Source organism: Herbaspirillum sp. UBA812, from assembly GCF_002296545.1.
Taxonomy (GTDB): Bacteria; Pseudomonadota; Gammaproteobacteria; order Burkholderiales; family Burkholderiaceae_D; genus Herbaspirillum; species Herbaspirillum huttiense.
On the sequence record NZ_DBIC01000404.1, the window covers coordinates 1 to 24651 of the forward strand.

The following is a 24651-nucleotide window of genomic DNA, read 5'->3' on the forward strand; positions in this document are numbered from 1 at the left end:
TGACGGCCATCTGGATCAGCAGGCCCGCAGCCGCCGCAGCCAGCCCGGCGAACAGGTGCTTGACGTTGGGATCATGCTGGAAATGCTGGTAGATCATCCCCAGCAGGATCACCACCATGGAAGGCACGGCGATCAAGCCGGTGATGCCCGCCACGGCCCCCTTCCAGCCCCGGAACTTCATGCCCAGCGCCACCGACAGGTTGATGATGTTGCCCCCGGGGAGGAACTGGCACAGCCCCAGCAGCTCGACGAATTCAGGATCGGTCAGCCATTTGCGGCGTTCGACGATCATGCGGTGTGCCAGCGGCAGCGCGCCGCCAAAGGCGGTCATGCCCAGGCCGAGAAAGCCCAGGAACAATTCTCTGGTAGTGGGGACGGGCCGTTCAGCGGCCAGGAGGTCAGGAGTGCTCATCATCATCTCGTGCAAGCGCGGCGTGATTGCCGCATGCATGAAAGGCTACGCTTGAGGAGGGTTTTTGTCTAATATATGTCAGACACCCTATCCATATTCTACCGATATGTCACCTTCCATCGACCTGCGCCTGTTGCGCTACTTCATCGCCGTGGCTGAAGAGGGCCATCTGACCAAGGCCGCCGAGCGCATCGGCATCCAGCAGCCGCCGCTGTCGCAGCAGATCCGCCTGCTGGAGCGGGAACTGGGCGTGACGCTGTTCAACCGCCTGCCGCGCGGCATGGAACTCACCGACAGCGGCACCGCCCTGTTCAACGATGCCCGCGCCCTGCTGGCACAACTCGATACGACGGTGGCCAGCGTGCGCCGCATTGCCCAGGGCAAGATGGGACGCATCGCCGTGGGCTTTACCGAATCGGCCTCGCTGCATCCCTTCGTGCATTCGGTCATTCGCGCCTTCCGCGCCGATGCGCCGGACGTGGCGATGACGGTGGAAGAAAGCAATACGAATGAACTGATCGAAGCACTGCGCGCCAAGCGCCTGGACCTGGCCTTCGTGCGTTCTCCCGTGGGGGATTCCGGCGGCCTGACCATCGAGACCATGCTGGTGGAAGACATGGTGGCCGCGTTGCCGATCGACCATCCGCTGGCCGAGCAAGGCAAGCGCAAGAGCATCGCCCTGCACGCGCTGGCCGAGGAGTCCTTCATCATGACGCGCCGGCCCAACGGCCCCGGCCTGTACGACACCATCATCGCGGCCTGCCATGCGGCGGGCTTCTCGCCACAGGTGATACAGGAGGCGCGCAAGAATCTCTCCACGCTCTCGCTGGTGGCTGCGGGCGTAGGGGTGGCCGTCATCCCGGCGTCGATGACGCGGGTCAATGCGGAGGGGGTGGTGTACCTCAAACTGACCGGCGCAGCCGAGCTGAAAGCGCCGCTGCACCTGGCTTACCGCACCGGCAGCATCAGCAGCGCAGCACGGCTGATGCGCGAAGAGGCGTTGAAACTGAGTGCGGGACGCAAGCGGCGCTGATGTCGGCAGGCATATTGCCGAGATATGGCAATCCGTTGATCGATACAAAAATGGCTTCCCGCAGGAAGCCATTTTTTTGTACTGCCGATATGGTTTATATCGTTTTCAGGTCTTGGGCAAGGTCACGCCATGCTGTCCCTGGTACTTGCCGCCGCGATCCTTGTAGGAGGTCTCGCAGACTTCATCGCTTTCGAAGAAGAGCACCTGGGCACAGCCTTCGCCCGCGTAGATCTTGGCCGGCAGCGGCGTGGTGTTGGAGAACTCCAGGGTCACGTAGCCTTCCCATTCCGGTTCGAAGGGGGTGACGTTGACGATGATGCCGCAGCGCGCGTAGGTGGACTTGCCCAGGCAGATGGTCAGCACGCTGCGCGGGATGCGGAAGTATTCGACGGTACGCGCCAGGGCGAAGGAGTTGGGGGGGATGATGCAGACATCGCCTTTGAAATCCACGAAGGATTTCTCATCGAAGTTCTTGGGATCGACGATGGTGGAATTGATGTTGGTGAAGATCTTGAATTCGTTGGCACAGCGAATATCGTAGCCATAGGACGAGGTGCCGTAGGAAACGATCTTGCTCCCGTCAGCGGCCAGGCGTACCTGCCCGGGCTCGTAGGGTTCGATCATTCCTTCCTGCTCCGCCATGCGGCGGATCCACTTGTCTGACTTGATGGCCATGGTATTCAACGTATTCAAAGAATCCGGCATTTTACGCGAAAACCGGCCCAAGTTGGGCCATCGCGGGCCATCCTGGCACGCCCTGGCCTGCCGCTGCTGCCCGGCAGGCCTGCTTGCCTCAGCTAGCGTCCCCCGCCGAACAGGGACTTGAAGAAGCCCACGCGTTCGGGTTGGCGGCGTTCATAGAAGGGCTTGGTCTCGGTCAGCATGAAGTCGGCGATGCTGTTGCCGGCCTCCACGCGCAACATGTCCACCGGTGCATTGGCCGGTCCGTGCTCGGCGATCACGGGCGTGATCTCGCGCATCAGGCGTTCCATGTGGCTGGCGGGAAGATCGACGCCTATCACCAAGGTGGGCTGTGGATCGTGACCAGGGTTGTGCATGAGGGCGAGATAGGCGGCCTTGACCTTGTCGTGGCGGGTGAAGAACGCCGACAGCGCGTCCAGCATCGCCTGCGGCGGCTGGTCCGGCACACCCAGCTGCACATTGGCGCCGCCCATGTCGCGCGAGGGCGGCACGCCGCCGTTGTCTTGCTGCAGCACATGGGCCACTTCGCCGGGGACGAAGTACTTGGGGAGGGGGCTGTCAGGATAGAGGATGAAAATCGTCCGGCCATCGCCACACATGCGGAAGAGCTCGCGCACCGTCATGCCCAGACAGGAAGCGCCTTCCTCGAAGGCTTGCCCGATTTCCTCCATGGAACTGAACATGGGCAGCATCATCTCGCCGTCTTCGCCGGGCCAGCGCATGATCTGGACCTGCTCGCGGTTGCCGTCGGGCGGCAGGTTGCCGCGCACGAACACGGTAGACTCCAGCAGCATGCGATAGAAGGCGGGACGCGCTTCCGGGTCTTCGTGGGCCCGGCGCAGGGCTTCTTCGAGGGGGGTGACGACGGGGGAGGATTCGGCTTGCATGGCGCTCTCTTTCTGGTTGTTGGGGTCCATGCCGTACCGTTCCGGCGAACGGCACAAGGCGCAGTTTTGAGCAGCCTGCAAATCGAAGGTTCCCATCTTGTGGGATATCGGCGACAATGGACCGATATTTCCAAAAGGAAACAATATGTTCTTCCTGATTGCGCGTTTGCTCAAGGCCTGGACCCGCCCCATTCCCGGCCCCACCGGCGAAGGCAGCCGGGACCACCTGGCGCACGCCGACGGTGGCGAGCCTGCCGACTGGGGGCCGCGTGTTTACCTGCCGGGCCACGGAGACATTTCATTGCGCCGCGCCTTGCCCAGAGTCGCCGCCATGGAGAAGCCGGAACTGGTCTGCGAATGCATCACGCAGCATTCGGGCTATCTGCGCCAGGCCGGCATCGAACGCGCGATGGTGTTGAATGACACGCGCTACCTGCCGCTGCTGGCGGCTCGCCTCAACGATTGGAGCGCTCCGGTACGGCAGGCAGCGCAGCAGGCACTGGCGCATTACCGCAGCACGCATCCTGCGGCCGATTTCGTCCCCGCCCTGGCCGCGTTGCATGGCGCGGCACGCGGGCAGCGCTCGGACCACGCGTGGATCGCCGCATTCGTGCAAGGGCTTGATGCGGATGACACTGCGGATTGGCTGAAGCCCGCGCTTGCGTCACGCGATGCGCCCCTGCGGCGCGCAGCGTATGCGCTGGCAATGGATTACCTGCCGCAGCGACTGGACGAACTGGTGGCCTTCGGCCTGGGCTCGCGCGATCTGATGCAGGCGCACCGGGCGCTGCTCGCCCTGCCCCGGCTTGATGACGAGAGGCGTCGCGCGCATACACCGTTGGGCCTGCGCTCGCCGTTCGGACAGGTGCGCCAGTTCGCGGTCGACCATGCGCCTGCGCCGTTGTCCCGGGAAGCGCTGCTGACGCTGCTGTTCGATCCGATGCCGCGCATCCGGCAGACGGCGGCAGCGCAACTGGCAGCGTTGGGAGAGGATGTGAAGGGCCACGTGCATCAGGCCATCCAGGATGGACAACTGGCCGCGCGTCCGCTGTGCGCCGCACTGGCGCTGCTGGTGCAGTGGCGGCAGCCGGATGTGGAGAATTTGTTGCGCCACCATGCGGACGATGCGCGCGAACGGGTGCGGAGACAGGCCTTGTTCCTGTGGGCCAGGGTGTTGCCGCAAGAACGCGATGCCGTGGCCTCGCGGGCTCTGCTGGACGCGGCGGGCTCGGTGCGCAAGCTGGCGGTGCAGCTGTGCCGGGAGGGTGCTTACGTCAGCTTTGAGGATATTGCCGCCATGCTGCATCGGCATGGCCATCAGACGGCGGCGCTATCGCTCTGTGCGCGCCATCCCTGGGATATGGTGGCTTGTGTCGTTTTCATTGACAGCCTCGGGGAGCGTCAGCCCTGTCAGGATGAACGCCTGCGCGCCGCGCTGATGCCGTGGCTGGGCAATGCGGAGGCTGGATGGACCAGTCCGCAGCCTTGGCATGTCGCGTTGATGCAGGAGCGGGATGGGGTGCGGAGGCTGCGGCGGATCATGTCGCCAGGTTGGGATGCGGAGTTGGATGCGTTGCTGAGCGGGTTGATGGAGCGGTGATGGACTGACGGGCCGATGCAAGTTTCTGGTGTGACGCTGTGTTGACACTGCTTCGCCAGCGAGAGTGTTGCGGGTACCAGCGGCTTTTGGCTCACATCACTTCTGCACTTTCTTCTTTCGCACAACATCCGCCAGGAAGAAGAGCAAGCCTCCGTCTGGCTCATCCTCACCGCTGCATGCTCTCCCACACCTTCTGCAAACGCTTCACCGACACCGGCATCGGCGTCTTCAGTTCCTGCGCATAAAGCGACACGCGCAGTTCCTCCAGCATCCAGCGGAACTCGGTCATCTTGGGATCAACCCGGCCGGCGCGGTCCTTCAGGGCGCGCTGGTAGGGCAAGGCCACCGAATTCCACTCCGCCAGCAGGCGCGTATCGCGGGCCGGATCGGCGCGCAGCTTGTCCAGCCGCACGTTGATGGCCTTGAGGTAACGCGGATAGTGGCTGAGATTTCCGTAATCCGTTTCCGCCACGAAACGCTTGCCCACCAGTTGCGACAACTGCGCCTGCATGTCAGCCGCCGCAGCCGCATGGGCCTTGATGCCCTGCAGCTTCTTGGGCAGGGCGTGATATTCGGCCAGCACCTGGCCGCACAGGCGCGCAATCTCGTTGACCAGCAAACCCAGACGCGCCTTGCCCTCATCACGGCGGCGATTGAATTCATCCGCGTTGCGCGGCAGCGGGTCCTGCAGGAAAGCCCGTTCCAGACCGGCGTTGAGGATCTGTTCACGCAACTCTTCCTGCGAACCCAGCGCCATGAATTGCATGCCCATCTGCTGCAGGCCCGGAATGTTCTTCTCCAGATACTTCAGCTGCTCCTTCATCTGCAAGGCAAACAGCCGACGCAGGCCGGCGAAATGGAAACGCGCCGCCTCGGCCGGATCATCGAAGACTTCCAGATCGCAATGCGTCTTGCGATCCACCAGCGCAGGGAATCCAATCAGTGTCTGTGCCTGCTTGCCACTGCCACGCGTGATCTCCAGCAGCTCCGGCAATTCACCAAAACTCCAGCTGGTGAGATTGCTGTACTCGCCCACCGAAGCGGGAGCCGCCGGGGCTGCGCTCGGACCGGGCTTGCCGGGTGCGGCAGCGGGCGCGGGTGCGGCGCTGTCCTCATCCTCGCGCGGGGCAATGGCAACCTGCTCGGCCAGCTTCTGGAACTGCTGGCGCGCCTGCCCGCCGAATTCGGCCTGCAGGGCAGCGAGATTGCGGCCCATCTCCAGCTGCCGCCCATGCTCGTCGACGATCTTGAAGTTCATCGCATGGTGCGCCGACAGCGTCTCCTGCTTGAAGTCGCTGGGCTTGACCAGAATCGTGATCTGCTCGCGGATGTCGGCAATGATGGCGTCGATCAGGTTGCCCCGGCCGAAGGTCTTGCGCTCTTCCATGCGCTCGCAGAAACGCGCAGCGTAATCGGGCAGCGGCACGCAATGACGACGCAGCTTCTGCGGCAGAGATTTGAGCAACAGGTGCACCTTCTCCTTCAACATGCCCGGCACCAGCCAGTCGCAGCGGTCCGACGAGACCTGGTTGAGCGCATACAGCGGCACGGTGAGGGTCACGCCATCGCGCGCCGCACCGGGTTCGAAGTGATAGCTCAAGGCCATGGCGATGCCGGCCACGTTCATGGTCTTGGGGAACAGCTCGGTGGTCACGCCGGCTGCCTCGTGGCGCATCAGGTCGTCACGGTTCAGGTACAGCAGCTTGGGATCGGCGGCAGTCGCCTCCTTGTGCCACTTCTCGAAATCGACCCCGTTGCAGATGTCGTGCGGGATCAGCTTGTCGTAGAAGCCGATGATCAGTTCATCGTCCACCAGCACATCGAGGCGGCGCGATTTGTGTTCCAGGTTCTCGATCTCGCGCACCAGCTTCTGGTTGTGCGCGAAGAACGGTGCGCGCGTCTCGAAGTCGCCACCGACCAGCGCATCGCGGATGAAGATCTCGCGCGCTTCGGCCGGGTTGATCTTGCCGTAATTGATGCGGCGCTGGCTGTACACCACCAGACCATAGAGCGTGGCGCGCTCGGAGGCGGTGACCTGGGCGGCACGCTTTTCCCAGCGCGGCTCGCCCCAGGATTTCTTGAGCAGATGGCCGCCGAGTTTTTCCAGCCACTCGGGCTGGATGTTGGCCACGCAGCGCGCGTACAGGCGCGCAGTGTCGACCAGCTCGGCCGCCATCACCCAGCGGCCGGGCTTCTTGGTCAGGTGCGCACCGGGCCAGATGTTGAACTTGATGCCGCGCGCGCCCAGGTATTGCGCATCGTCTTCGCTCTTGAAACCGACGTTGCCCAGCAAGCCGGTCAGCAAGGCCAGGTGCAGTTGATCGTAAGTGGCCGGTGCTTCGTTCAGACGCCAGCCCTGTTCCTTGACGATGGTCAGCAGCTGCGAATGGACATCGCGCCATTCACGCAGGCGCAGTTGCGAGAGGAAATTTTCGCGGCAATGTTCCTGCAACTGACGATTCGATTTCTTGTGCGCGATGGCCTCTTCGAACCACTTCCAGATCTTGAGATAGCTGGCAAATTCCGACTTCTCGTCGGCGAATTTCTTGTGCGCGTTGTCAGCCGCATTCTGCGCATCCATGGGCCGGTCACGCGGGTCCTGCACGGAGACCGCAGCGGCGATGATGAGCAATTCGGTCAGGCAGGCATTGTCGCGGCCGGCCAGGATCATGCGGCCCACGCGCGGATCCAGCGGCAGGCGGGCCAGCTGCTTGCCCAGCGCCGTCAGGCGGTTGACGCCGCCCTGCTCTTCCACCGCGCCCAGTTCCTGCAGCAGCTGGTAGCCGTCGGCAATGGCGCGGCCCAGCGGCGGCTCGATGAAGGGGAAGCTCTCCACATCCGTCAGATGCAGCGACTTCATGCGCAGGATGACCGAGGCCAGCGAAGAGCGCAGGATCTCGGGATCGGTGAACTTGGGGCGCTGCAGGAAATCCTGCTCGTCATACAGGCGGATGCACACACCCGCCGCCACCCGGCCGCAACGGCCGGCACGCTGGTTCGCGGCCGATTGCGCCACCGGTTCAATCTGCAACTGCTCGACCTTGTTGCGGTAGCTGTAACGCTTCACACGGGCCAGACCGGCATCGACCACATAGCGGATGCCCGGCACGGTCAGTGAAGTTTCGGCCACATTGGTCGCCAGCACGATGCGGCGGGCATTGCTGGTCTTGAAGACGCGCTCCTGCTCCTGGGCGGAGAGCCGCGCAAACAGCGGCAGGATCTCCACATGCGGCGGATGATGCTTGCGCAGCGCTTCGGCGGCGTCGCGAATCTCGCGCTCGCCCGGCAGGAACACCAGCACATCACCGGAACCGATACGCGCCAGTTCGTCCACGGCATCGACCACGGCATCCATCAGGTCGCGCTGTTCGCGGTCCTTCTGGGCCTGGCTGGCGCGGCCTTCGGCGCGCGCACGGGCCTGCGCCACTTCGGTGGAGACGCCGCTGCGGTCGGCATTGTCGATGGGGCGATAGCGGATCTCCACCGGATACAGGCGGCCCGAGACCTCGATCACCGGGGCCGGCACGAGCTCGCCCTTGACCTCGCGGCCGAAATGGCGGGCGAAGCGGTCGGCATCGATGGTGGCCGAAGTGATGATGATCTTCAGGTCGGGGCGCTTGGGCAGCAACTGCTTCAGGTAGCCCAGCAGGAAATCGATGTTGAGGCTGCGTTCATGCGCCTCGTCGATGATGATGGTGTCGTACTGGCGCAGCAGCGGATCGGTCTGCGTCTCGGCCAGCAGGATGCCGTCGGTCATCAGCTTGATCCACGCGCCCTTGGAGAGCGTGTCGTTGAAGCGGACCTTGTAGCCGACCAGCTCGCCCGGCGGGGAATTGAGTTCTTGGGCGATGCGCTTGGCGGTGGAAGAGGCAGCGATACGGCGCGGCTGGGTGTGGCCGATCAGGCCCTTTTCACCACGGCCCAGCTCCAGGCAGATCTTGGGCAGTTGGGTGGTCTTGCCGGAACCGGTCTCGCCGCTGACGATGATGACCTGATTGGCACGCAGGGCCTCGGCAATCTCGTGGCGGCGGCCGGAGACCGGCAGCTCTTCGGGGAAAGTGACCGGCGGCAGCGGATTGCGCACGGGCGGCGCGGCATGGACGGCAGGCTCGGCGGCGGTGCGACGCGGACCTCGCTGCTCGCGCGGGCCGCGCGGACGATCTTGTTGCGGGTTCTGCTGCGCCTGGCCGCCGGAGGGAGTGTTGGGTGCTTTGGTAACGGACATGAGGCCGACATTATACCTGCCACCGCCCGCCCGGTCAGGCTGCGTGCGGCTGGACGGCCGATGGTGCAGGTTTGGCAGGCGGCTTGCGGGCCGGTTGGCTCCGCTTTGCAACATCCGTGCAAGAAATCTGCCCCGATGCGGCCCGCAAGCCTACGGCCCGCCGCGACGCTGGTTATAATGCGCGTCATGGAAAAACAGACCGAATTCGTCAACTGGCTGCGTTCCGTCGCGCCCTATGTCCACGCCTTCCGCGGCAAGACCTTCGTGGTCGCCTTCCCGGGTGAGCTGGTCACGGCCGGCGGCTTGCAGGTGCTGGCCCAGGATCTCTCGCTGCTGCATGCGCTGGGCATCCGCGTGGTGGTGGTGCATGGCTCGCGTCCGCAGGTGGCCGAACAACTGGCCCTGCGCAATGTCGAGGCGCGCTTCCAGAACGGCCTGCGCGTGACCGACAGCGCCGCCCTCGAGTGCGCCAAGGAAGCCGCCGGCGAACTGCGCCTGGACATCGAGGCTGCCTTCAGCCAGGGCCTGCCCAATACCCCCATGGCGCATTCGGCCATCCGCGTGATCTCCGGCAACTTCGTCACGGCCCGCCCGATGGGCGTGATCGATGGCGTGGACCTGCAACTGACCGGCGTGGTGCGCAAGATCGCCGCCGACGTCATCCAGCCCATCATGAACGCGGGCGGCATCGTGCTGCTCTCGCCGCTGGGTTTCTCGCCCACCGGCGAAGCCTTCAACCTGACCATGGAAGACGTGGCCGTGTCGGCCGCCATCTCGCTGCGCGCCGAAAAACTGATCTTCCTCTCGGAAACCCCGCTGATGAAGGATGCCGGCGGCGCTGAAATCCGTGAGCTGTCCTCGCACCAGGCCGAGGCCGTGCTGTCAGCCGGCTTCCTGCCTTCGGATGCGGCGTTCTATCTGGCCAGCGTAGTCAAGGCCTGCAACGCCGGCGTCTCGCGCGCCCATATCGTGCCCTTCTCCACCGATGGCTCGGCCTTGCTGGAACTCTTCACCCACGATGGCGTGGGCACCATGGTCACCTACGAGAACCTGGAAAGCCTGCGCCAGGCCACCATCGAGGACGTCGGCGGCATCCTGAAGCTGATCGAACCGCTGGAAGCCGATGGCACCCTGGTCAAGCGCGGCCGCGAACTGATCGAGCGGGAAATCCATTACTTCTCCGTGATCGAACACGACAACGTCATCTTCGGCTGTGCTGCGCTGTATCCCTTCCCCAAGGAACGCATGGGCGAGATGGCCTGCCTCACCGTCAACCCGGAAGTGCAAGGCGAGGGCGACGGCGACCGTATCCTGAAGCACATCGAAACCCGTGCGCGCGAAGCCGGGCTGACCAAGCTCTTCGTGCTCACCACCCGTACCTCGCACTGGTTCTTGAAGCGCGGCTTCGTGCTGGCCGGTGTCAACGACCTGCCGCAAGATCGCCAGCAGATCTACAACTGGCAGCGCAAGTCGCAGGTATTGATCAAGAATTTGTATTAATCATTTTTCCGTCAGGACGTGAGCAGGCTCAACCGCTGACCCCCATCGCTGGCCCGCCCGTCCCAGGCATTTCAACTTAACGAACCAAGGAATCGACATGGCACGCATGGTCCATTGCATCAAACTCAACAAGGAAGCCGAAGGCCTGGACTTCCCGCCCTATCCGGGCGAGCTGGGCAAGCGCATTTATGAAAGTGTCTCCAAGGAAGCCTGGGCCGCCTGGCTCAAGCACCAGACCATGCTGGTCAACGAAAACCGCCTGATGCTGGCTGACGCCCGCGCCCGCAAGTATCTGGCCGCACAGATGGAGAAGCACTTCTTCGGCGAAGGCGCTGATGCCGCCGTCGGTTACGTGCCGCCGAGCGAATAAGCTGCCCTGATCGCTTGAGCAAGGCCGCAACGCCGCCCTGGTTCGCCACGGCGGCGTTTGTTTTGGCTGACGCATCGCGGCGGCCGGCTCGTCTACAATGCCGACTCCGAACCCTGATTCCCTACCGACTTCCCGCTGGAGCTCATCTTGTCCCTGCGTCATCTGCGCCTTGCCGTGCTTGCCGTCAGTCTCGGCTTTACTTTTGTTTCCCCCTGGGCCCACGCGGCCACGGCCAGCGCTGCACCGACGCTGCCAGCCGGCGTCACGCAAGGCCCCAGCGCCGAGGGCATCAGCGAATACCGCTTTGCCAATGGCTTCAAGCTGCTCCTGCTGCCGGACGATTCCAAGCCCACGGTCACCGTCAACATCACCTACCTGGTCGGCTCGCGCCACGAGAACTATGGCGAGACCGGCATGGCGCACCTGCTGGAACACCTGATGTTCAAGGGCTCGCCGCACAACCCGGCGATCCCGCAGGAATTCAGCAAGCGCGGCATGAACTTCAACGGCACCACCTGGCTGGACCGCACCAACTACTACGAGACTTTCGAGGCCGGCAAGGACAACCTGCAATGGGCGATTGCCATGGAAGCCGACCGCATGGTCAATTCCCGTATCGCGCGCAAGGATCTCGACAGCGAGATGACGGTCGTGCGCAACGAGTTTGAATCCGGCGAGACCTCGCCCTCGCGCGTGATGTTGAAGCGCATGCAGAGCGTGGCCTACGACTGGCACAGCTATGGCCGCAACACCATCGGCGCGCGCAGCGACATCGAGAACGTGCGCATCGAGAACCTGCAAGCCTTCTATCGCACCTACTACCAGCCCGACAACGCGGTGCTGCTCATTGCCGGCAAGTTCGATCCGGCGCAGGTGCTGCAGTGGGTCAGCCAGAGCTTCGGCCGCCTGCCCAAGCCCAAGCGCAAGCTGCCTGAATTCTGGACCGTGGAGCCGACCCAGGATGGCGAACGCCAGTTCGCCATCCGCCGCCGGGGCGACCTGCAGCTGGTGGCGCTGGGCTACAAGATGCCCTCCGCGCTGCATCCGGACGCCACCGCCCTCTCGTTTGCCAGCGACATCCTGACCGACACGCCCAATGGCCGCCTGCACAAGCTGCTGGTCGAGAAAGGACTGGCCACGCAGGTCTATGCGATGCCGCTGAGCGGTTACGCACCGGGACTGCAGATGATCGTGGCGCAGGTCAAGGCAGGCGCTGACATCGAACCGGTCAAGCAGGCCATGATCAGCGCCGTCGAATCCTTCAGCACCACCCCGCCGACCGCCGAGGAACTGGCGCGCCTGCGCCGCGAGAGCGCCAACAACTTCGAGACGCTGCAAAACAATCCGCAGCAGATGGCGGTGGCGATGTCCAATGCGATTGCACGCGGCGACTGGCGTCTGGTCTTCATCGAACGCGATCTGGAGCAGCGCCTGACCAGCGCTGACATCGCTGCGGCAGCTGGCCGATACTTCCGCCGCGACAACCGTACGGTCGGTCTCTACCTGCCGGAAGATCATCCGCAGCGTGCCGAGGTCCCGCCCGCACCGAGCGTGGACTCGCTGCTGGCGCAATACCAGCCGCGCCCGGCCATCGCCTCGGGCGAAGCTTTCGATCCGGCACCGGGCAACATTGAGCAGCGTACCACCCGCATTGCGCCGGGCCAGACGCCCCACACCGCACTGAAGCTGGCACTGCTGCCCAAGCAATCGCGTGGGCAGACGGTCTCGGTGAGCATGAACCTGGAATTTGGCGATGCCGGGAGCCTGTTCGGCCAGCGTGCGGTCGCCTCGCTGACGGCGGCCATGCTCATGCGCGGCACGCGCGATCTGGATCGCCGCCAACTGGCGGACGAATTCACGCGCCTGAAGATCAACGGCAACGTCTATCGCTTCCAGACCACGCGCGAGAATCTGGTCCCGGCGTTCGCGCTGGCGGGCGAAGTGCTGCGCCATCCGCGCATGGACCCTGCCGAATTTGCGCAGTTGAAGAATGAGACCGTGGCCGCGCTGGAAGCCACGCGCAAGGAGCCGGACGCGCGTGCCGGTGAAGCGCTACAACTGCATTTCAACCATTACCCGGACGGCGACTGGCGCGCCGCGCAAACGCTGGAACAGCGCATCGCTGCCGTGCAGGCGGTGACGCTGGAACAGGTGCAGGCCTTCCATCGCCGCTTCTACGGGGCCTCGCATGGTGAAGTCGCGGTAGTCGGAGACTTCGATGCGGAGGCTGCACGCAAGGCCATCGATGCAGCCTTCGGCGGCTGGACCAGTGCCGCCCCCTATGCGCGCGTGCTGCAGACCTGGGCCGACATCCCGCCCAAGCGCATCCTCATCGATACGCCGGACAAGGAAAACGGTGTCTACCTGGCCCGCCAGAACATCCGCCTGCGCGATGATGATCCCGACTATCCGGCCCTGGCCGTGGCCAATTACCTGCTCGGCGGCTCCAGCCTGAAGTCGCGCCTGGCGGATCGCATCCGCCAGAAGGATGGTTTGTCCTATGGCATCAACAGCGGCTTGCAGGTCGGTGCCATCAGCGATGCAGGCTACTTCAGCGTGCGCGCCATCGCTGCCCCGCAGAACCTGGACAAGGTCGATGCCGCCGTGCGCGAAGAAATCGCCCTGCTCATCAAGGATGGCTTCACCGAGGAGGAACTGCTGCGCGCCAAGTCCGGCATCCTGCAACAGCGCAACCAGCAGCGCGCCGGTGATGGTGGCATCGCCACCAGCTGGAGTGCGCTGATGAACCTGGACCGCAGCTTCCTGTGGCAACAGCAGCTGGACCTGAAGCTGGCCGACCTGACGCTGGCGCAATTGAATGCGGCCGTGCGCAAGTACATCGATCCGGCGCGCATGACCGTGGTGATTGCAAGGGATGAGGCCAAGGCCGGCCAGCCCTGACGCATCCGCTTGAAATCATCGAGATGAAAAAAATGCCCGTGTCCTGCGACACGGGCATTTTGGTTTGCGACCAAGAAAACGGAGGTTCTCAGAACTCCAGTTTCTTGACGCCTTCGGCCGTTCCCAACAGGCAGACATTGGCGCCCTGGCGCGCGAAGAGGCCATTGGTGACCACGCCGACGATGTTGTTGATCTTGTCTTCGATGTCGGCCGGATCGGTGATGGCCAGGCCCAGCACGTCGATGATGTAGCAGCCGTTGTCGGTGACCAGCGGCTTGCCGTCGCCATTCTTGTTCAGGCGCAGGCGCGGCTCGCCGCCCAGTGCGGCCAGCTTGCGGGCCACCACGGCGTGCGACATCGGGATCACTTCCACCGGCAACGGGAAAGTACCCAGCACATCAACCAGCTTGGAACCATCGGCGATGCAGACGAACTTCTGCGCCACGGAGGCCACGATCTTCTCGCGCGTGAGTGCAGCGCCGCCGCCCTTGATCATGGCGCCGCTGCCATTGATTTCATCGGCACCGTCGATATAGACCGGCATGGTCTCGACCTCGTTGAGATCGAACACGGTGATGCCATGCGAGCGCAGGCGCTCGGCAGTCGCTTCGGAGGACGCCACGGCGCCCTTGATGCGGTGCTTGATCTTGCCCAGTTCATCGATGAAGAAATTGGCCGTGGAGCCGGTGCCCACGCCGATGATTTCGCCGTCGACCACGTAGTCGATGGCGGCCTTGGCCACGGCTTGCTTGAGTTCGTCTTGAGTCATGATGGTTCAGTTCAACGTAAATAAAACCGGGAGCGTTCCCTTTTTGGCAACGCAAAAAATTCTCAGCTTGCGGGATCGGCAATGCTCAATGCACGTCGTCCGGCTGTTCATCCAGGGTCTCGAAGAGCGCGATCTGCAGGCGCGAATGCAGCTTGACCAGCTTGCTCCAGAGCAACCACAGCAGCCCGGCGGCCCCGGCCAGCACGAAGGCCAGCAGGTTCAGCGGCGGCAGGATACTGGCACTCAGCACGAAGATCAGCAGCATGATGCCCACGATGGACATGATGGGCAAGATCTCCGAGACGATCTTGCGCACGCCCGAAGTATACGCTCCCGCGAACTCGGGCTTGACACTGACCTCTGCCAGCAGCATCGACAGCGCCTGCAGCTTGCGATAGGTGGCGATCAGGAAGGGCAAGGAAATCACCAGCGCGCAACCCCAGATGATGGCCTTCTGCACCTCCGGATCGGGCGTCCACGCCGAGAGCTGACGCGAGAGGCCATCGACGAAGAAGGCCCCTGCAAGGAACACCGCAATCACCAGCGCCAGGTTCACCATCACCTGCATCAGGATACGGCGGATGATGCGCGTGAGTTCGGCGCGGTCGCCCGTTGGCTGCAGGCTTTCCAGCCAGCGCGAGTACATGCCCAGCAGGCCCGAGACCCGCGCCGGCACCAGCGTGACGGCCTTGGCCGAGAGCGGATCGGCGGCCTTGATGAGATAAGGGGTGAGCAGCGCCGTCACCGCCGAGACCGCCACCACGATGGGATACAGGAAATCGCTGGTGACCTTCAGACTCTGGCCAAGTGCGGCGATGATGAAGGAGAACTCGCCGATCTGCGCCAGGCCCATGCCCACGCGCATCGGCGTGCGGCCGCCCTGCCCGGCCACGAAGGTCCCCAGGCCGCAGCTGATGAGTTTGCCGAAGACCACGGCCAGCGTGATGATGGTGATCGGCATCCAGTACTTGACCAGCACGTTGGGATCGAACAGCAGGCCGATGGCCACGAAGAAGATGGCCGAGAACATGTCGCGGATCGGTTCCACCAGGCGCTCGATGCGGTGCAGCTGGCGCGATTCGGCCATGACCGCGCCAACCAGGAAGGCGCCCAGCGCCACGCTGTATTGCAGCTTCATCACCAGCAGGCAGAAGCCGAACAGCACGCCCAGCACGGCCACCAGCAGCATCTCGTTGCTCTTGAAGCGGGCGATGAAACTGAGCAGGCGCGGCACCGCGAGAATACCGACCACCAGCGAGACAGTCATGAACAGCACCAGCTTGCCCACCGTCGTGAAGACTTCGGTGGAATCCACCGAGCCGCTGGTGGCCACACCGGAGAGCAGCGCGATCATGCCGATGGCGAGGATGTCCTCGACGATCAGGATGCCGAAGATGATCTGCGCGAACTTCTCGTTCTTCATCCCGAGTTCATTCAAGGCCTTGACGATGATGGTCGTGGAGGAGACGGCCAGCATGGCGCCAAGGAAGATGGCGTCCATGCGCTTCCAGCCGAAGTAGAGGCCGATCTCGTAGCCGATCCAGATCATCAGCAGGATCTCGGCCGCTGCCGCGATGAAGGCGGTGGCACCGACCTTGGCCAGTTTCTTCAGGCTGAATTCCAGCCCCAGCGAGAACAGCAGGAAGATCACCCCGAGCTCGGACAGAATGTGCACGGTCTTCTCATCCTGGATCAGGTCATAGGGCGGCGTGTGCGGACCGATGATCACGCCGGCCACGATGTAGCCCAGCACCACCGGCTGCTTCAGCTTGTTGAAGACGACGGTGACAATGCCGGCAATGAGCATGATGATGGCCATGTCCTGGATGAATAACTCGACTTCGTGCATCGTGCGGGATTTCCTTTCTGTGTTCTGCAGCGTGCTGCAGGAGTGGCTGGATGGCTTCGCAGAACCTGCGGCACCGGGCAAGGCTGCGCCCTGCGGCATGGGCCGCGGACGGTGGATGATAGGGATTGCGGGTACTGCTGGCGGGCCGGCCACACGGGCCCGGCGCTGGGTGCTGATCTGTGTCCGCTCTTGTTGCTGATGACCACGGTACTGCTTCAGCGAAGACGCAGTGGCGGGAGGAGCTCTTCATCGCACACTGCGGGATGCCCCCGAAAATAACACAACTGACAACCGCACTGCAATGCAAAGTACGTGCCTGCCCTGCCGTGCGAACACTCCTGCACAACGGGATCGCCGGCCAGCAAAATGAAAAAGTTAGTAAATCCGGGGGCCGTCCGAGGGATGGACGCCCCGAAATCTAACAAACCGCAATGGATGAGCTTGGCCGCCAACCCCGCGCGGGCAGGCGGCAAGCGTTCAGCCGGGCACGCGCACCTGTACTTCGACCGCCTTTTCATCGAAGGCGATGCGGGTGGTGAACTTGGCCCGCTTCATCGGGAAGCGCGACTGGAAGTGGCGCACATTGCCCGAGCCCGAGATCACACGTCTGACGAACTGATAGTAGGCATCCATGTCGATGACGTGGACCGCCAGGAAGTAATCGTATTCGCCGGAGACGAAGTAGCACTGCATCACCTCGGCCTCCTTGGCCATGCGCTGCTCGAAGTCCTGCATGTGCTGGTCGGACTGGTTGTTCAGCGAGATCTCGAGGAAGGCCAGCATGCCGTAGCCGAGTGCGAAGGGATCGACCATGGCCACCTCGGCGCTGATGATGCCGGCCTCGCGCAGTTCGCGGATGCGGCGCAGGCAGGTCGGTTGCGAGATGTGCAGTTTTTCAGCCAGAACGCGTGTGGAGATCTGGTTGTCCTTCTGCAGCATGTTGAGCAGTTTGCGATCCACCTTGTCGAGGGTGTGAAGTTTGGCAGCCATGGGACAGAGTCGAGGATGATGGTTCAGGCCGGCCACTCAAAAATTGCTTGGCTTGGCCGATTCTTATGTTGTACCGTCGCATTATTCAGAAAGTCGGGGACGAAAGCAAAGCAGCACGCCTGGTCACCGCAACAAGGATCTGAATAACTGTGTTGTGAGACAAAACATTAAAAGTGGTCAATCCAATCTACAGAGGAGTGTTATGAAATTCAAGAGCGCCATTATTCCATTAACTGCCGCCATCGGTCTGGCATTCGCAGGCGCCGCGCATGCCCAGGAAGTCGTCAAGATCGCCCACGTGGGCCCGCTCTCCGGTCCCAACGCCCACATGGGCAAGGACAACGAGAACGGCGCGCGCATGGCCGTCGAAGAACTGAACGCCAAGGGTTTCACCATTGGCGGCAAGAAGGTCAAGTTCGAACTGCTGGGTGAAGACGATGCTTCCGATCCCAAGCAAGCCACTGCGGTCGCCACCAAGCTGGTTGACCAGAAGGTCGCCGCCGTGATCGGCCACCTGAACTCCGGCACCACCATTCCGGCCTCCAAGATCTACAGCGATGCCGGCATCCCGCAAGTGTCCCCCTCGGCCACCAATCCGAAGTATACCCAGCAAGGCTTCAAGACCACCTTCCGCGTGGTCGCCAACGATGCGCAGCTGGGCGCCGCACTGGGCAAGTATGCCGTGCAGAAGCTGGGCACCAAGCAGATCGCCGTGATCGATGACCGTACCGCCTATGGCCAGGGCGTGGCAGAAGAATTCGCCAAGGGCGCCAAGGCGGCCGGCGGTACCATCGTCGGCACCCAGTTCACCAATGACAAGGCGACCGACTTCAACGCCATCCTGACCTCGCTCAAGGGCAAGAAGCCGGATGTGATCTTCTTCGGCGGCATGGACGCCGTGGGCGGCCCGATGCTGCGCCAGATGAAGCAGCTGGGCATCGGCGCCAAGTTCATGGGCGGCGACGGCATCTGTACCGGCTCCCTGCCGGGCCTGGCCGGTGATGGCCTGGGCGAAGACCAGGTGATCTGTGCCGAAGCCGGTGGCGTGGATGCTTCCGGCAAGAAGGGCATGGATGACTTCCGCGCAGCCTACAAGAAGAAGTTCGGCATCGACGTGGTCTACAACGCAGCCTATGCCTACGATGCCACCATGACCGTGGCGGACGCCATGGCCAAGGCCGGCTCGGCCGATCCCAAGAAGTACCTGCCCGAACTGGCCAAGATCAGCCACAAGGGTGTGACCGGTGTGATCGCCTTCGATGCCAAGGGCGATGTCAAGGATGGTTCGCTGACCCTGTATACCTACAAGGGTGGACAGCGTACCGTGCTGGCGGTGACCAAGTAAGGTCGGTCGCCCTGCCCTGCGGGCTGGCTTGCGGGCTGGACTTCCCGGCATGAAACAAAGCAGCGCCCCCGATGTTTGTCGGGGGCGTTGTCGTTTGGCGGCCTGCTCAAGCATATTTTTTTAATTGTTTACGCTTTACGCCGTTTACTTAGTTTTTGAACAGGGCATTGCGGGCAGTTTTTTAGTTTTTGCGTGACGTTGCCATTTCCATTTATCGGGAAAGCGCCTTTTCCAGTGCAGCCTTGTTCATCGACGAACGCCCCTTGATACCGCGCGCTGCCGCTTCCGCATACAACTGCTTGAAAGTGCGGCCGCCAGATCCGGCATGAGAGCGCAGGCCGCCCCGTCGAGAGGGCGATAAATCTTGGGTGGACGTCTTGCTGGCCGTCCTGGATTCACCTTGCCGGGCGCGTTCCTTGTTGACGGTACGCGCGGCGATTTCCTCAGCGCGTCGAGTGCCCGCGCCTCGCTCTACGGCAGCGGACTTGATGTGTTCATACTGGCGTTCACGTTTCTTGCTCCACGCGGTCTGCGGCATGATGGCCTCCTGAGCGGTTGCGCCAGCCGGTGACATTCTGCACGGACTGGCTAGGGATACGATCAGTGCTGATGGGTCGATGTTGCGCTCGCCGATGGCGCCCTTGCATCCCGCTTCGTCTGAAAACGCTGTAAGACTGATGGAGGTTCCGGTCAACTTCCTGCTTGCCGAGGCCCGCAGCGCGCGGCCGTAGCCGATATTGATTCCCTGTAGCAACAAGCAACGATGATCCGTAGCGACAACCTTTATGCGGCTCATCAGTCCAATCGCTCATCACAAAACGGACGGGAGGAATCAATGAAACAGATCACGGCGGTCTTTGGTGTAGTGCATGCGGTGATCGCGCTGTTGTTTGCGCTGGGTGCCCTGGCGTTGATCGCCATTGCGGCGAGCATGGGTTACGAGGCGGTCAGCGAAGGCCTGGGGCTGCCGCAGGCCCAGGCGCTGATCGAGGCCATCGGCATCCTGGCGGCTGCGGTGGTGGCATTCCAGATTGCCGAGACCATTACGGAGGAAGAGGTGGTGCGCGACGCCAACATCAGCGCACCGACGCGGGTGCGGCGCTTCCTGTCACGGTTTTTCGTGGTGGTGATCGTGGCGCTGGCTATCGAGGGACTGGTGATGACCTTCCGTGCCGCGCATGAGGAAGCGGCGGACATGATCTATGCTGCCGCCCTGCTGGTCGGGACGGGTGTCTTGCTGGCGGCGTGGGGGTGTTTCATTTATTGCAACCGCTCGGCTGAGGAATTGGAGCCGGATGCCATGGAAGAGGCCAAGGAAGAGGACAAGAAAATTGATGGCTGAGCGCTATGTTGTGGGACTAGCGCAGGCTTGGCGGGCCTGCACGAGGGGGCAGAAAGCTGAAAATTTCTGGGCGGGGTGTGGAAGAAGCGGAAAGAACCCGTTATAATCGCGGACTTTTGCTGATGTAGCTCAGTTGGTAGAGCAACTGATTCGTAATCAGTAGGTCGACGGTTCGATTCCGCCCATCAGCACCAGAATAGAAACGGCTCACAGCGATGTGAGCCGTTTTTTTTGCTCCACGAATCCTTCCGCCTCCTCATCGCAGACAACGTATTGCCGATCCTTTCAGGGCGGCTGATATCCTGTCCACACATGGCACCTGTACCATGAAGGCCCTACGAGGGCGCCCTAGTGATATGGTTAGCTGGCCTAGGTTGAGGTATTACGACAACTTCACCCGCTGTTTCTGAATAACAAATCCTGCCCCTTCTCCCCTCTACTAATTGATGCTTTCTGCCGCGATAGAGTCGCGCAAAAGAAAAGAGCCCGCATAAGCGGGCTCTTTTAGTTACAACAATTTCTCGATTCAAGCATGCGCAACCTCCTCGGAGTCAGACTCCGCCGCAATCGTACGGAGCGCTGCACGCGCTAAAAATCCGCTACGAGATTCATGGCGTGCTTCTACATAGTCGTCGATTTTATTTAGAACAAACCGAGGAACGCTAATATTAATTCTCTCGGGATTCCTGTCGACCTTACGATCGTCAATTTCAATAAAAATAAAACGTGCCCCTTCGAATTCCTGGGTTACCGCGTCCAAATTGATAGGGGTAATATTTACTTCAAAACCGGCTTCCAGCGTCGCATCAAGATGCATTTCAATTGCTTCGCGTGCATTTTTTACGGCTTCTTCTACCGTTTCTCCCCAGGAAAAGCATCCTTCAATTGCAGGTACTGTCACGCCGAAAACGCTGTTTTCGTCCTTTTGGACGGCTAACATGATTTCCATATGGCTCTCCGTGTAGGCGTAGCCAGAACTTTGTAGTTCTTCCCTTGGCTAAATGACCTATTTCTCTCGTCAGTGAAAATAATTATATGAACTAAGATTTAAAAATAGTGGGTGGTGTATTCAATATACGAATCAAAAATGAAAATTAAAGAATTGAGTAATATACAACTGTACATCGGGAAAAAAGCCGGACTCACTTGAGCCCGGCCGATTTCAAGATGCTGTTAACAGTGCCGATAGGGAGGTCCTTCTTGGGATGAGGGACCGTTACGACTCGCTGCTTTACCGGATGTTTATATTGGCGATGGCTGCCTTTGGTGCGCATTAACTCCCAACCATCCTCCTCCAGCATCTGTATCAACTTTGTGGAATTCATGAAGTTGTCTCCAGATGATGTTGTGTGTAATAGTACACACACGATGCGGGGAGCGCAACTTCCATGTGTATTAGTGTGTATATTTTGCGATAGGTTCACACGTTTCCCGGATGCGCATAAATAGTTTCTAAATTACAACTAATTCCGAATGGTAGATAACGGACAAATCCAGCCCTATGGGGACGCCTGCCCGGGCGCCGCTTTGCGCTTCCCGGTCGAGAACGTGGATGAGCTCTACCGTGAACTGAAAAGCCGTCCATATATGGGATATTTCCCGGAGGTGCATGCAACTCCGGGGGGAGCAGCCGTGATATGTCGATACTGGACTCATTTGGCAATCGAATAGTTTTTACTACTGATGTAGAGAGCAGCTGACAGCAGATATCGGCCGAAGGCGGTCGAGCGGCTAATCGTTCGAGAGAGGATGCTAATGTCAACGAGTAAATACCAGCCGGCGCCAGGCCACAGAGCGGTTTATCTTAATGGCCACCTTGTCGGAGAGGTGCGAGAAGGGCTCGACCATAAGGAGGATGTTGAGCTTGGCCGCCAATTGCTGATCGAAAAGGGGCTTTACAAGAAAGTTTCACTCGAGCGGGCAATGTTTAACCAAGCTACGGCGTTTGCGGCCACTTCTTCCATGCTTTACTACCAAAAGCTTGCGCACCTACCCCGCGACGGGCAGGCAATCACCCCATGGGTGGTGAATACAGCCTTTTCCATTGAAGTGTATCTAAAAACAGTGGGATGCTTGTTTGGGATAAATACCCGTGGACATAAATTGCTCCGGATTTTTGAGCAGTTGCCTGATGCTGCCAAGCGTCTGATATTGCGAGCAGTAGAGCCCGCTGCTAAATCCTGGAAGGTTAAAGAAAAGGTCGACGTAGTCCGAACATTAAGCGGCCTCAATGATGCTTTTGTTCAATGGCGCTACCACTATGAAGTTAGCGAGTTAAATGAGATATATATCGTGCCAGCCATTGTGCTGGCAGGCGCCTTGCACAACGTCTGTCAGGAAGTGCTAGATGGTAGGGAATGATGCTGGCCGCCTACGGCAAGCAAGGGGCCTTCCAACTATTTTCAGTTGATTCTGAAAGGTAGATAACGTACAAATCCCGCCCCCTTGTCCGTCAACTACTCAGCATAATTTGCTGGCTGTTTACAACTATGAACAAAATATCCGAAGCTGATTTCAAAGCTTTATCTCCAGACGCGCTAGCTAAAAGAATTGACGCCTTCATATTTTCGTATGTGAAGGCGACTCCTATGGGAGCATCGGCTCCACCGATGGTGCTGTCTGGAATTATCGGAGTCACGGCGAGTGACCTTCTTAAGACGCAAGTGGTTTCTGCACTGGATGAGGCGGTGAAATGGAACGCTCTTACATTGTTTTTTCGAGCACGCATGCAAGAATTTATCGCTGATGCATTTATCTTCTCTGGAGCATTCACGGCTCCTCAAGCATTGCCATTGAAATTAGCCTATATAGCGCAAGGACGCCAAGGGCAGGTGATTGCAGCCCGAATTGCATTTGAATGTCTGATGGAGTTTGTGACGGTAGTCGTCACAGGAGAAGTCATGCATGCAAAGCGTTCAAAGCTAGGAAAATTTAGAAAGTGGCTGTGTGTCAGGGGAAATATTTTTGGCTGGCTTCTTTTCTCGTTGCCCTACGTCATAAAATTTGATCGCAGCCATAGAACTCCTGAAATACATGGGACATCGTTTGTGACTATCGATGCGCTTCGGGGGGAGGACATGCCAACGATGGACGGTGAATTTAATCTCATTAATATGCAGAGGAATATATGGGGTGCCATCCGTGCGACTCTAGACGGACAAAATGGAAGGAGCTTCGCCAGTTATCCAGAGGACATAGCCTTGATCAAAGCGAATATTGATAACTGGAACAAGCTAGATTTGGATGATTTTTGGCAAGTGCATTGGAGCCATCTTCACTGATAGCTCGAATAGACGATTCGTTGCCCATATAGGCAGAGCCCAGAATCCGCAACCGGTCAGAAGCGAACCTTCTTCACTCGACTTGCTCTTGAGCAACAATCCTGTTTTTCAACTTATTCTGAAGGGTAGATAACGGACAAATCCTGCCCACGATTTCGAGATACAGTCCCGGCTTTCTTGCTGGGGAATATTTTTCCCAAACGAGTGCGAAACCGCGAATTGGCGCAATGTATGCGTAGCCAGTGGCCCGCGTCGGATGAGGCTTTGCGGCGGGCCGACAACATGCGCTTCTGACTTAAAATCAATTCAATTTATCGCTGCAGAGAGACATTGATGAATCAATTTTTCGTGATTTCAGGGTGTTCGGGCGGAGGTAAATCAACTTTGCTTGCCGAACTGAAGTGGCGTGGATTCGCAGTAGTCGAGGAGCCGGGCCGCAGAGTGGTTGCCGCAGAGATGGGGAGCGGTGGAATGGCACTGCCATGGATTGACATGGTCGCCTTCGTGCATAGGGTCATTCGTCTGGCACTCGATGATTTGAACGCGGCGCAAGCATTGCTTGGGCCTGTATTTTTTGACAGAGGGCTCGTCGACGCTCTAAGCGCGTTAGCGTCCTTGACCAAGGAAAAACCAGACGAGATCTGGGTGAATAACGCTTGTACTTATCACCGCTGCGCTTTCATGATCCCACCTTGGCCTGAAATCTACGTGCAGGACAGCGAACGGCGGCATGACTTCAAGCAGGCGCTGTCAGAGTATAACCGGCTCATCGGGGCGTATCCGGCTTATGGCTACGATCTTCGGACTGTACCTAAACTGCCAGTCTCTCAACGGGCGGATTTCATCCTTGACCAGTTAAATGGATTGAGCCAGTGAAGAAAATTGGTCAGGAGAGGTCTGCTTCTGGCCGATAGCGGTCATCTTGTCCCCAAGAAACCATGAGGATAGCCGGATGTGGAAACTTCCACGCAGTTCTAGCAAATCATGCGAAAGGGTTAGATGGGCGGTGCGCACGATTTGTCCGTTATCCACCCTTAACAATCAGTTGACGAATAGCTAAAAAGCCCGAGGCACTGACCGATATCGTGCTGGGTTTTCGCATATTTCGAGGTCCTTCCTCGGCATGTCCATCGCTGGTCTTACAACGCGGCGGCGGTTTCGGCCACCAGCTTGCGCAACCACCCGTGCGCGGGATCATCCCGGTAGCGCACATGCCATGCCATATGCAGCGGGAAACTGCCCAGATCCACAGGCGTGGAAAGCACCTTGAGCCGGCGATCCTGCACCAGGCGCTGGCAGATCAGCCGGGGCAAGGTGGCGCAGTAATCGGTGGCGGCAATGATTTCCGGAATCGATGCAAAGTGCGTGACCGACGCCACCACTTCCCGCTTGAGCCCCTGCCTCTGCAGGGCCTGGAACACGCCCGTGCGCAGGCGTCCCGACGG

General features: G+C 60.5%; 21 protein-coding genes and 1 tRNA gene. 11 read left to right on the forward strand and 11 right to left on the reverse strand.

The genetic code is table 11. The features are described from left to right. The coding region (locus B3873_RS26260; protein ID WP_286870073.1) for a chromate transporter at positions 1 to 418 on the reverse strand (418 nt) is incomplete at its 3' end. Positions 419 to 518: 100 nt separating this feature from the next. On the opposite strand from B3873_RS26260, the gene B3873_RS26265 reads away from it, so the two are divergent. Continuing rightward, a complete protein-coding gene (locus B3873_RS26265; protein WP_134137515.1) occupies positions 519 to 1445 on the forward strand; it encodes a LysR family transcriptional regulator in 927 nt (308 codons plus the stop codon). A gap of 105 nt (positions 1446 to 1550) precedes the next feature. On the opposite strand, the gene dcd is transcribed toward B3873_RS26265, so the two are convergent. Next, positions 1551 to 2120, reverse strand: a complete 570-nt coding sequence (gene dcd / locus B3873_RS26270) for a dCTP deaminase (RefSeq protein WP_039784915.1) — start codon at positions 2118 to 2120, stop codon at positions 1551 to 1553. A 122-nt stretch (positions 2121 to 2242) separates the two neighbouring features. After that, positions 2243 to 3064: an enhanced serine sensitivity protein SseB C-terminal domain-containing protein gene (locus B3873_RS26275; protein ID WP_252695448.1), complete on the reverse strand. Its 822-nt coding sequence runs from the start codon at positions 3062 to 3064 to the stop codon at positions 2243 to 2245. Between the two features lie 115 nt (positions 3065 to 3179). On the opposite strand from B3873_RS26275, the gene B3873_RS26280 reads away from it, so the two are divergent. Beyond that, complete coding sequence (locus tag B3873_RS26280) at positions 3180 to 4634, forward strand: hypothetical protein (protein WP_286870053.1); 1455 nt, start codon at positions 3180 to 3182, stop codon at positions 4632 to 4634. 166 nt (positions 4635 to 4800) lie between these two features. On the opposite strand, the gene hrpA is transcribed toward B3873_RS26280, so the two are convergent. Next, positions 4801 to 8859, reverse strand: coding sequence for an ATP-dependent RNA helicase HrpA (gene hrpA, locus B3873_RS26285; protein WP_286870054.1), 4059 nt, complete (start codon positions 8857 to 8859; stop codon positions 4801 to 4803). Between the two features lie 186 nt (positions 8860 to 9045). On the opposite strand from hrpA, the gene argA reads away from it, so the two are divergent. The 3 genes from argA (at position 9046) to B3873_RS26300 (ending at position 13630) form a co-directional block, all read left to right on the forward strand. Beyond that, complete coding sequence (gene argA, locus B3873_RS26290) at positions 9046 to 10359, forward strand: amino-acid N-acetyltransferase (RefSeq protein ID WP_286870055.1); 1314 nt, start codon at positions 9046 to 9048, stop codon at positions 10357 to 10359. A 97-nt stretch (positions 10360 to 10456) separates the two neighbouring features. Then, positions 10457 to 10729, forward strand: coding sequence for an oxidative damage protection protein (locus tag B3873_RS26295; protein WP_276841910.1), 273 nt, complete (start codon positions 10457 to 10459; stop codon positions 10727 to 10729). 147 nt (positions 10730 to 10876) lie between these two features. Further along, positions 10877 to 13630 (forward strand): M16 family metallopeptidase, encoded by a 2754-nt coding sequence (locus tag B3873_RS26300; RefSeq protein WP_286870056.1) that lies wholly within the window; start codon positions 10877 to 10879, stop codon positions 13628 to 13630. A gap of 88 nt (positions 13631 to 13718) precedes the next feature. Here the strand turns inward: B3873_RS26300 and rpiA are convergent, their stop codons facing one another. The 3 genes from rpiA to B3873_RS26315 all read right to left on the reverse strand — a co-directional run bounded on the left by rpiA (position 13719) and on the right by B3873_RS26315 (position 17238). Continuing rightward, complete coding sequence (gene rpiA / locus B3873_RS26305; RefSeq protein WP_039784469.1) at positions 13719 to 14399, reverse strand: ribose-5-phosphate isomerase RpiA; 681 nt, start codon at positions 14397 to 14399, stop codon at positions 13719 to 13721. Positions 14400 to 14484: 85 nt separating this feature from the next. Further along, entirely contained in the window at positions 14485 to 16248 is a 1764-nt protein-coding gene (locus B3873_RS26310; protein ID WP_134223087.1) for a cation:proton antiporter, read from the reverse strand. 477 nt (positions 16249 to 16725) lie between these two features. Then, a complete protein-coding gene (locus B3873_RS26315; protein ID WP_008331218.1) occupies positions 16726 to 17238 on the reverse strand; it encodes an Lrp/AsnC family transcriptional regulator in 513 nt (170 codons plus the stop codon). A gap of 202 nt (positions 17239 to 17440) precedes the next feature. Here B3873_RS26315 and B3873_RS26320 point away from each other — a divergent pair, with 202 nt between their 5' ends. Next, a complete protein-coding gene (locus tag B3873_RS26320; RefSeq protein ID WP_039784467.1) occupies positions 17441 to 18583 on the forward strand; it encodes a branched-chain amino acid ABC transporter substrate-binding protein in 1143 nt (380 codons plus the stop codon). A 211-nt stretch (positions 18584 to 18794) separates the two neighbouring features. Here B3873_RS26320 and B3873_RS26325 read toward each other — a convergent pair whose 3' ends face one another. Further along, positions 18795 to 19121 carry a plasmid stabilization protein gene (locus tag B3873_RS26325; protein WP_286870075.1) on the reverse strand — a complete coding sequence of 109 codons (327 nt, stop codon included), beginning with the start codon at positions 19119 to 19121 and terminating at the stop codon, positions 18795 to 18797. A 297-nt stretch (positions 19122 to 19418) separates the two neighbouring features. Here B3873_RS26325 and B3873_RS26330 point away from each other — a divergent pair, with 297 nt between their 5' ends. Continuing rightward, complete coding sequence (locus tag B3873_RS26330) at positions 19419 to 19925, forward strand: hypothetical protein (protein WP_034332872.1); 507 nt, start codon at positions 19419 to 19421, stop codon at positions 19923 to 19925. Positions 19926 to 20043: 118 nt separating this feature from the next. Beyond that, positions 20044 to 20119 (forward strand) — tRNA-Thr (locus tag B3873_RS26335). A 332-nt stretch (positions 20120 to 20451) separates the two neighbouring features. On the opposite strand, the gene B3873_RS26340 is transcribed toward B3873_RS26335, so the two are convergent. Both B3873_RS26340 and B3873_RS26345 read right to left on the reverse strand, forming a co-directional pair. Next, on the reverse strand, positions 20452 to 20874 hold the full coding sequence (locus B3873_RS26340) for a type II toxin-antitoxin system HicB family antitoxin (protein WP_286870063.1): 423 nt from the start codon (positions 20872 to 20874) through the stop codon (positions 20452 to 20454). A 193-nt stretch (positions 20875 to 21067) separates the two neighbouring features. Beyond that, the gene (locus B3873_RS26345) at positions 21068 to 21250 is read right to left on the reverse strand and encodes a type II toxin-antitoxin system HicA family toxin (protein WP_145604144.1); all 183 of its coding nucleotides are present in this window, start codon (positions 21248 to 21250) and stop codon (positions 21068 to 21070) included. A 430-nt stretch (positions 21251 to 21680) separates the two neighbouring features. Between B3873_RS26345 and B3873_RS26350 the strand changes: the two genes are divergently transcribed. The 3 genes from B3873_RS26350 (at position 21681) to B3873_RS26360 (ending at position 24082) form a co-directional block, all read left to right on the forward strand. Continuing rightward, positions 21681 to 22286, forward strand: coding sequence for a hypothetical protein (locus tag B3873_RS26350; protein ID WP_286870066.1), 606 nt, complete (start codon positions 21681 to 21683; stop codon positions 22284 to 22286). Between the two features lie 128 nt (positions 22287 to 22414). Continuing rightward, entirely contained in the window at positions 22415 to 23206 is a 792-nt protein-coding gene (locus tag B3873_RS26355; protein ID WP_286870068.1) for a hypothetical protein, read from the forward strand. 333 nt (positions 23207 to 23539) lie between these two features. Then, positions 23540 to 24082, forward strand: a complete 543-nt coding sequence (locus B3873_RS26360) for an AAA family ATPase (RefSeq protein ID WP_286870070.1) — start codon at positions 23540 to 23542, stop codon at positions 24080 to 24082. 263 nt (positions 24083 to 24345) lie between these two features. Here B3873_RS26360 and B3873_RS26365 read toward each other — a convergent pair. After that, on the reverse strand, positions 24346 to 24651 hold a 306-nt coding region (locus tag B3873_RS26365), incomplete at its 5' end, for a LysR substrate-binding domain-containing protein (RefSeq protein WP_286870071.1).

What these genes read in the sequence shown, in the direction of transcription:
- B3873_RS26345 (WP_145604144.1), bottom strand. Translation starts at nt 21,250, where the DNA reads ATGAATTCCACAAAGTTGATACAGATGCTGGAGGAGGATGGTTGGGAG.
- B3873_RS26265 (WP_134137515.1), top strand. Translation starts at nt 519, where the DNA reads ATGTCACCTTCCATCGACCTGCGCCTGTTGCGCTACTTCATCGCCGTG.
- argA (WP_286870055.1), top strand. Translation starts at nt 9,046, where the DNA reads ATGGAAAAACAGACCGAATTCGTCAACTGGCTGCGTTCCGTCGCGCCC.
- B3873_RS26355 (WP_286870068.1), top strand. Translation starts at nt 22,415, where the DNA reads ATGAACAAAATATCCGAAGCTGATTTCAAAGCTTTATCTCCAGACGCG.
- B3873_RS26350 (WP_286870066.1), top strand. Translation starts at nt 21,681, where the DNA reads ATGTCAACGAGTAAATACCAGCCGGCGCCAGGCCACAGAGCGGTTTAT.
- B3873_RS26295 (WP_276841910.1), top strand. Translation starts at nt 10,457, where the DNA reads ATGGCACGCATGGTCCATTGCATCAAACTCAACAAGGAAGCCGAAGGC.
- B3873_RS26325 (WP_286870075.1), bottom strand. Translation starts at nt 19,121, where the DNA reads ATGCCGCAGACCGCGTGGAGCAAGAAACGTGAACGCCAGTATGAACAC.
- rpiA (WP_039784469.1), bottom strand. Translation starts at nt 14,399, where the DNA reads ATGACTCAAGACGAACTCAAGCAAGCCGTGGCCAAGGCCGCCATCGAC.
- hrpA (WP_286870054.1), bottom strand. Translation starts at nt 8,859, where the DNA reads ATGTCCGTTACCAAAGCACCCAACACTCCCTCCGGCGGCCAGGCGCAG.
- B3873_RS26320 (WP_039784467.1), top strand. Translation starts at nt 17,441, where the DNA reads ATGAAATTCAAGAGCGCCATTATTCCATTAACTGCCGCCATCGGTCTG.
- B3873_RS26330 (WP_034332872.1), top strand. Translation starts at nt 19,419, where the DNA reads ATGAAACAGATCACGGCGGTCTTTGGTGTAGTGCATGCGGTGATCGCG.
- B3873_RS26310 (WP_134223087.1), bottom strand. Translation starts at nt 16,248, where the DNA reads ATGCACGAAGTCGAGTTATTCATCCAGGACATGGCCATCATCATGCTC.
- dcd (WP_039784915.1), bottom strand. Translation starts at nt 2,120, where the DNA reads ATGGCCATCAAGTCAGACAAGTGGATCCGCCGCATGGCGGAGCAGGAA.
- B3873_RS26315 (WP_008331218.1), bottom strand. Translation starts at nt 17,238, where the DNA reads ATGGCTGCCAAACTTCACACCCTCGACAAGGTGGATCGCAAACTGCTC.
- B3873_RS26360 (WP_286870070.1), top strand. Translation starts at nt 23,540, where the DNA reads ATGAATCAATTTTTCGTGATTTCAGGGTGTTCGGGCGGAGGTAAATCA.
- B3873_RS26275 (WP_252695448.1), bottom strand. Translation starts at nt 3,064, where the DNA reads ATGGACCCCAACAACCAGAAAGAGAGCGCCATGCAAGCCGAATCCTCC.
- B3873_RS26280 (WP_286870053.1), top strand. Translation starts at nt 3,180, where the DNA reads ATGTTCTTCCTGATTGCGCGTTTGCTCAAGGCCTGGACCCGCCCCATT.
- B3873_RS26340 (WP_286870063.1), bottom strand. Translation starts at nt 20,874, where the DNA reads ATGGAAATCATGTTAGCCGTCCAAAAGGACGAAAACAGCGTTTTCGGC.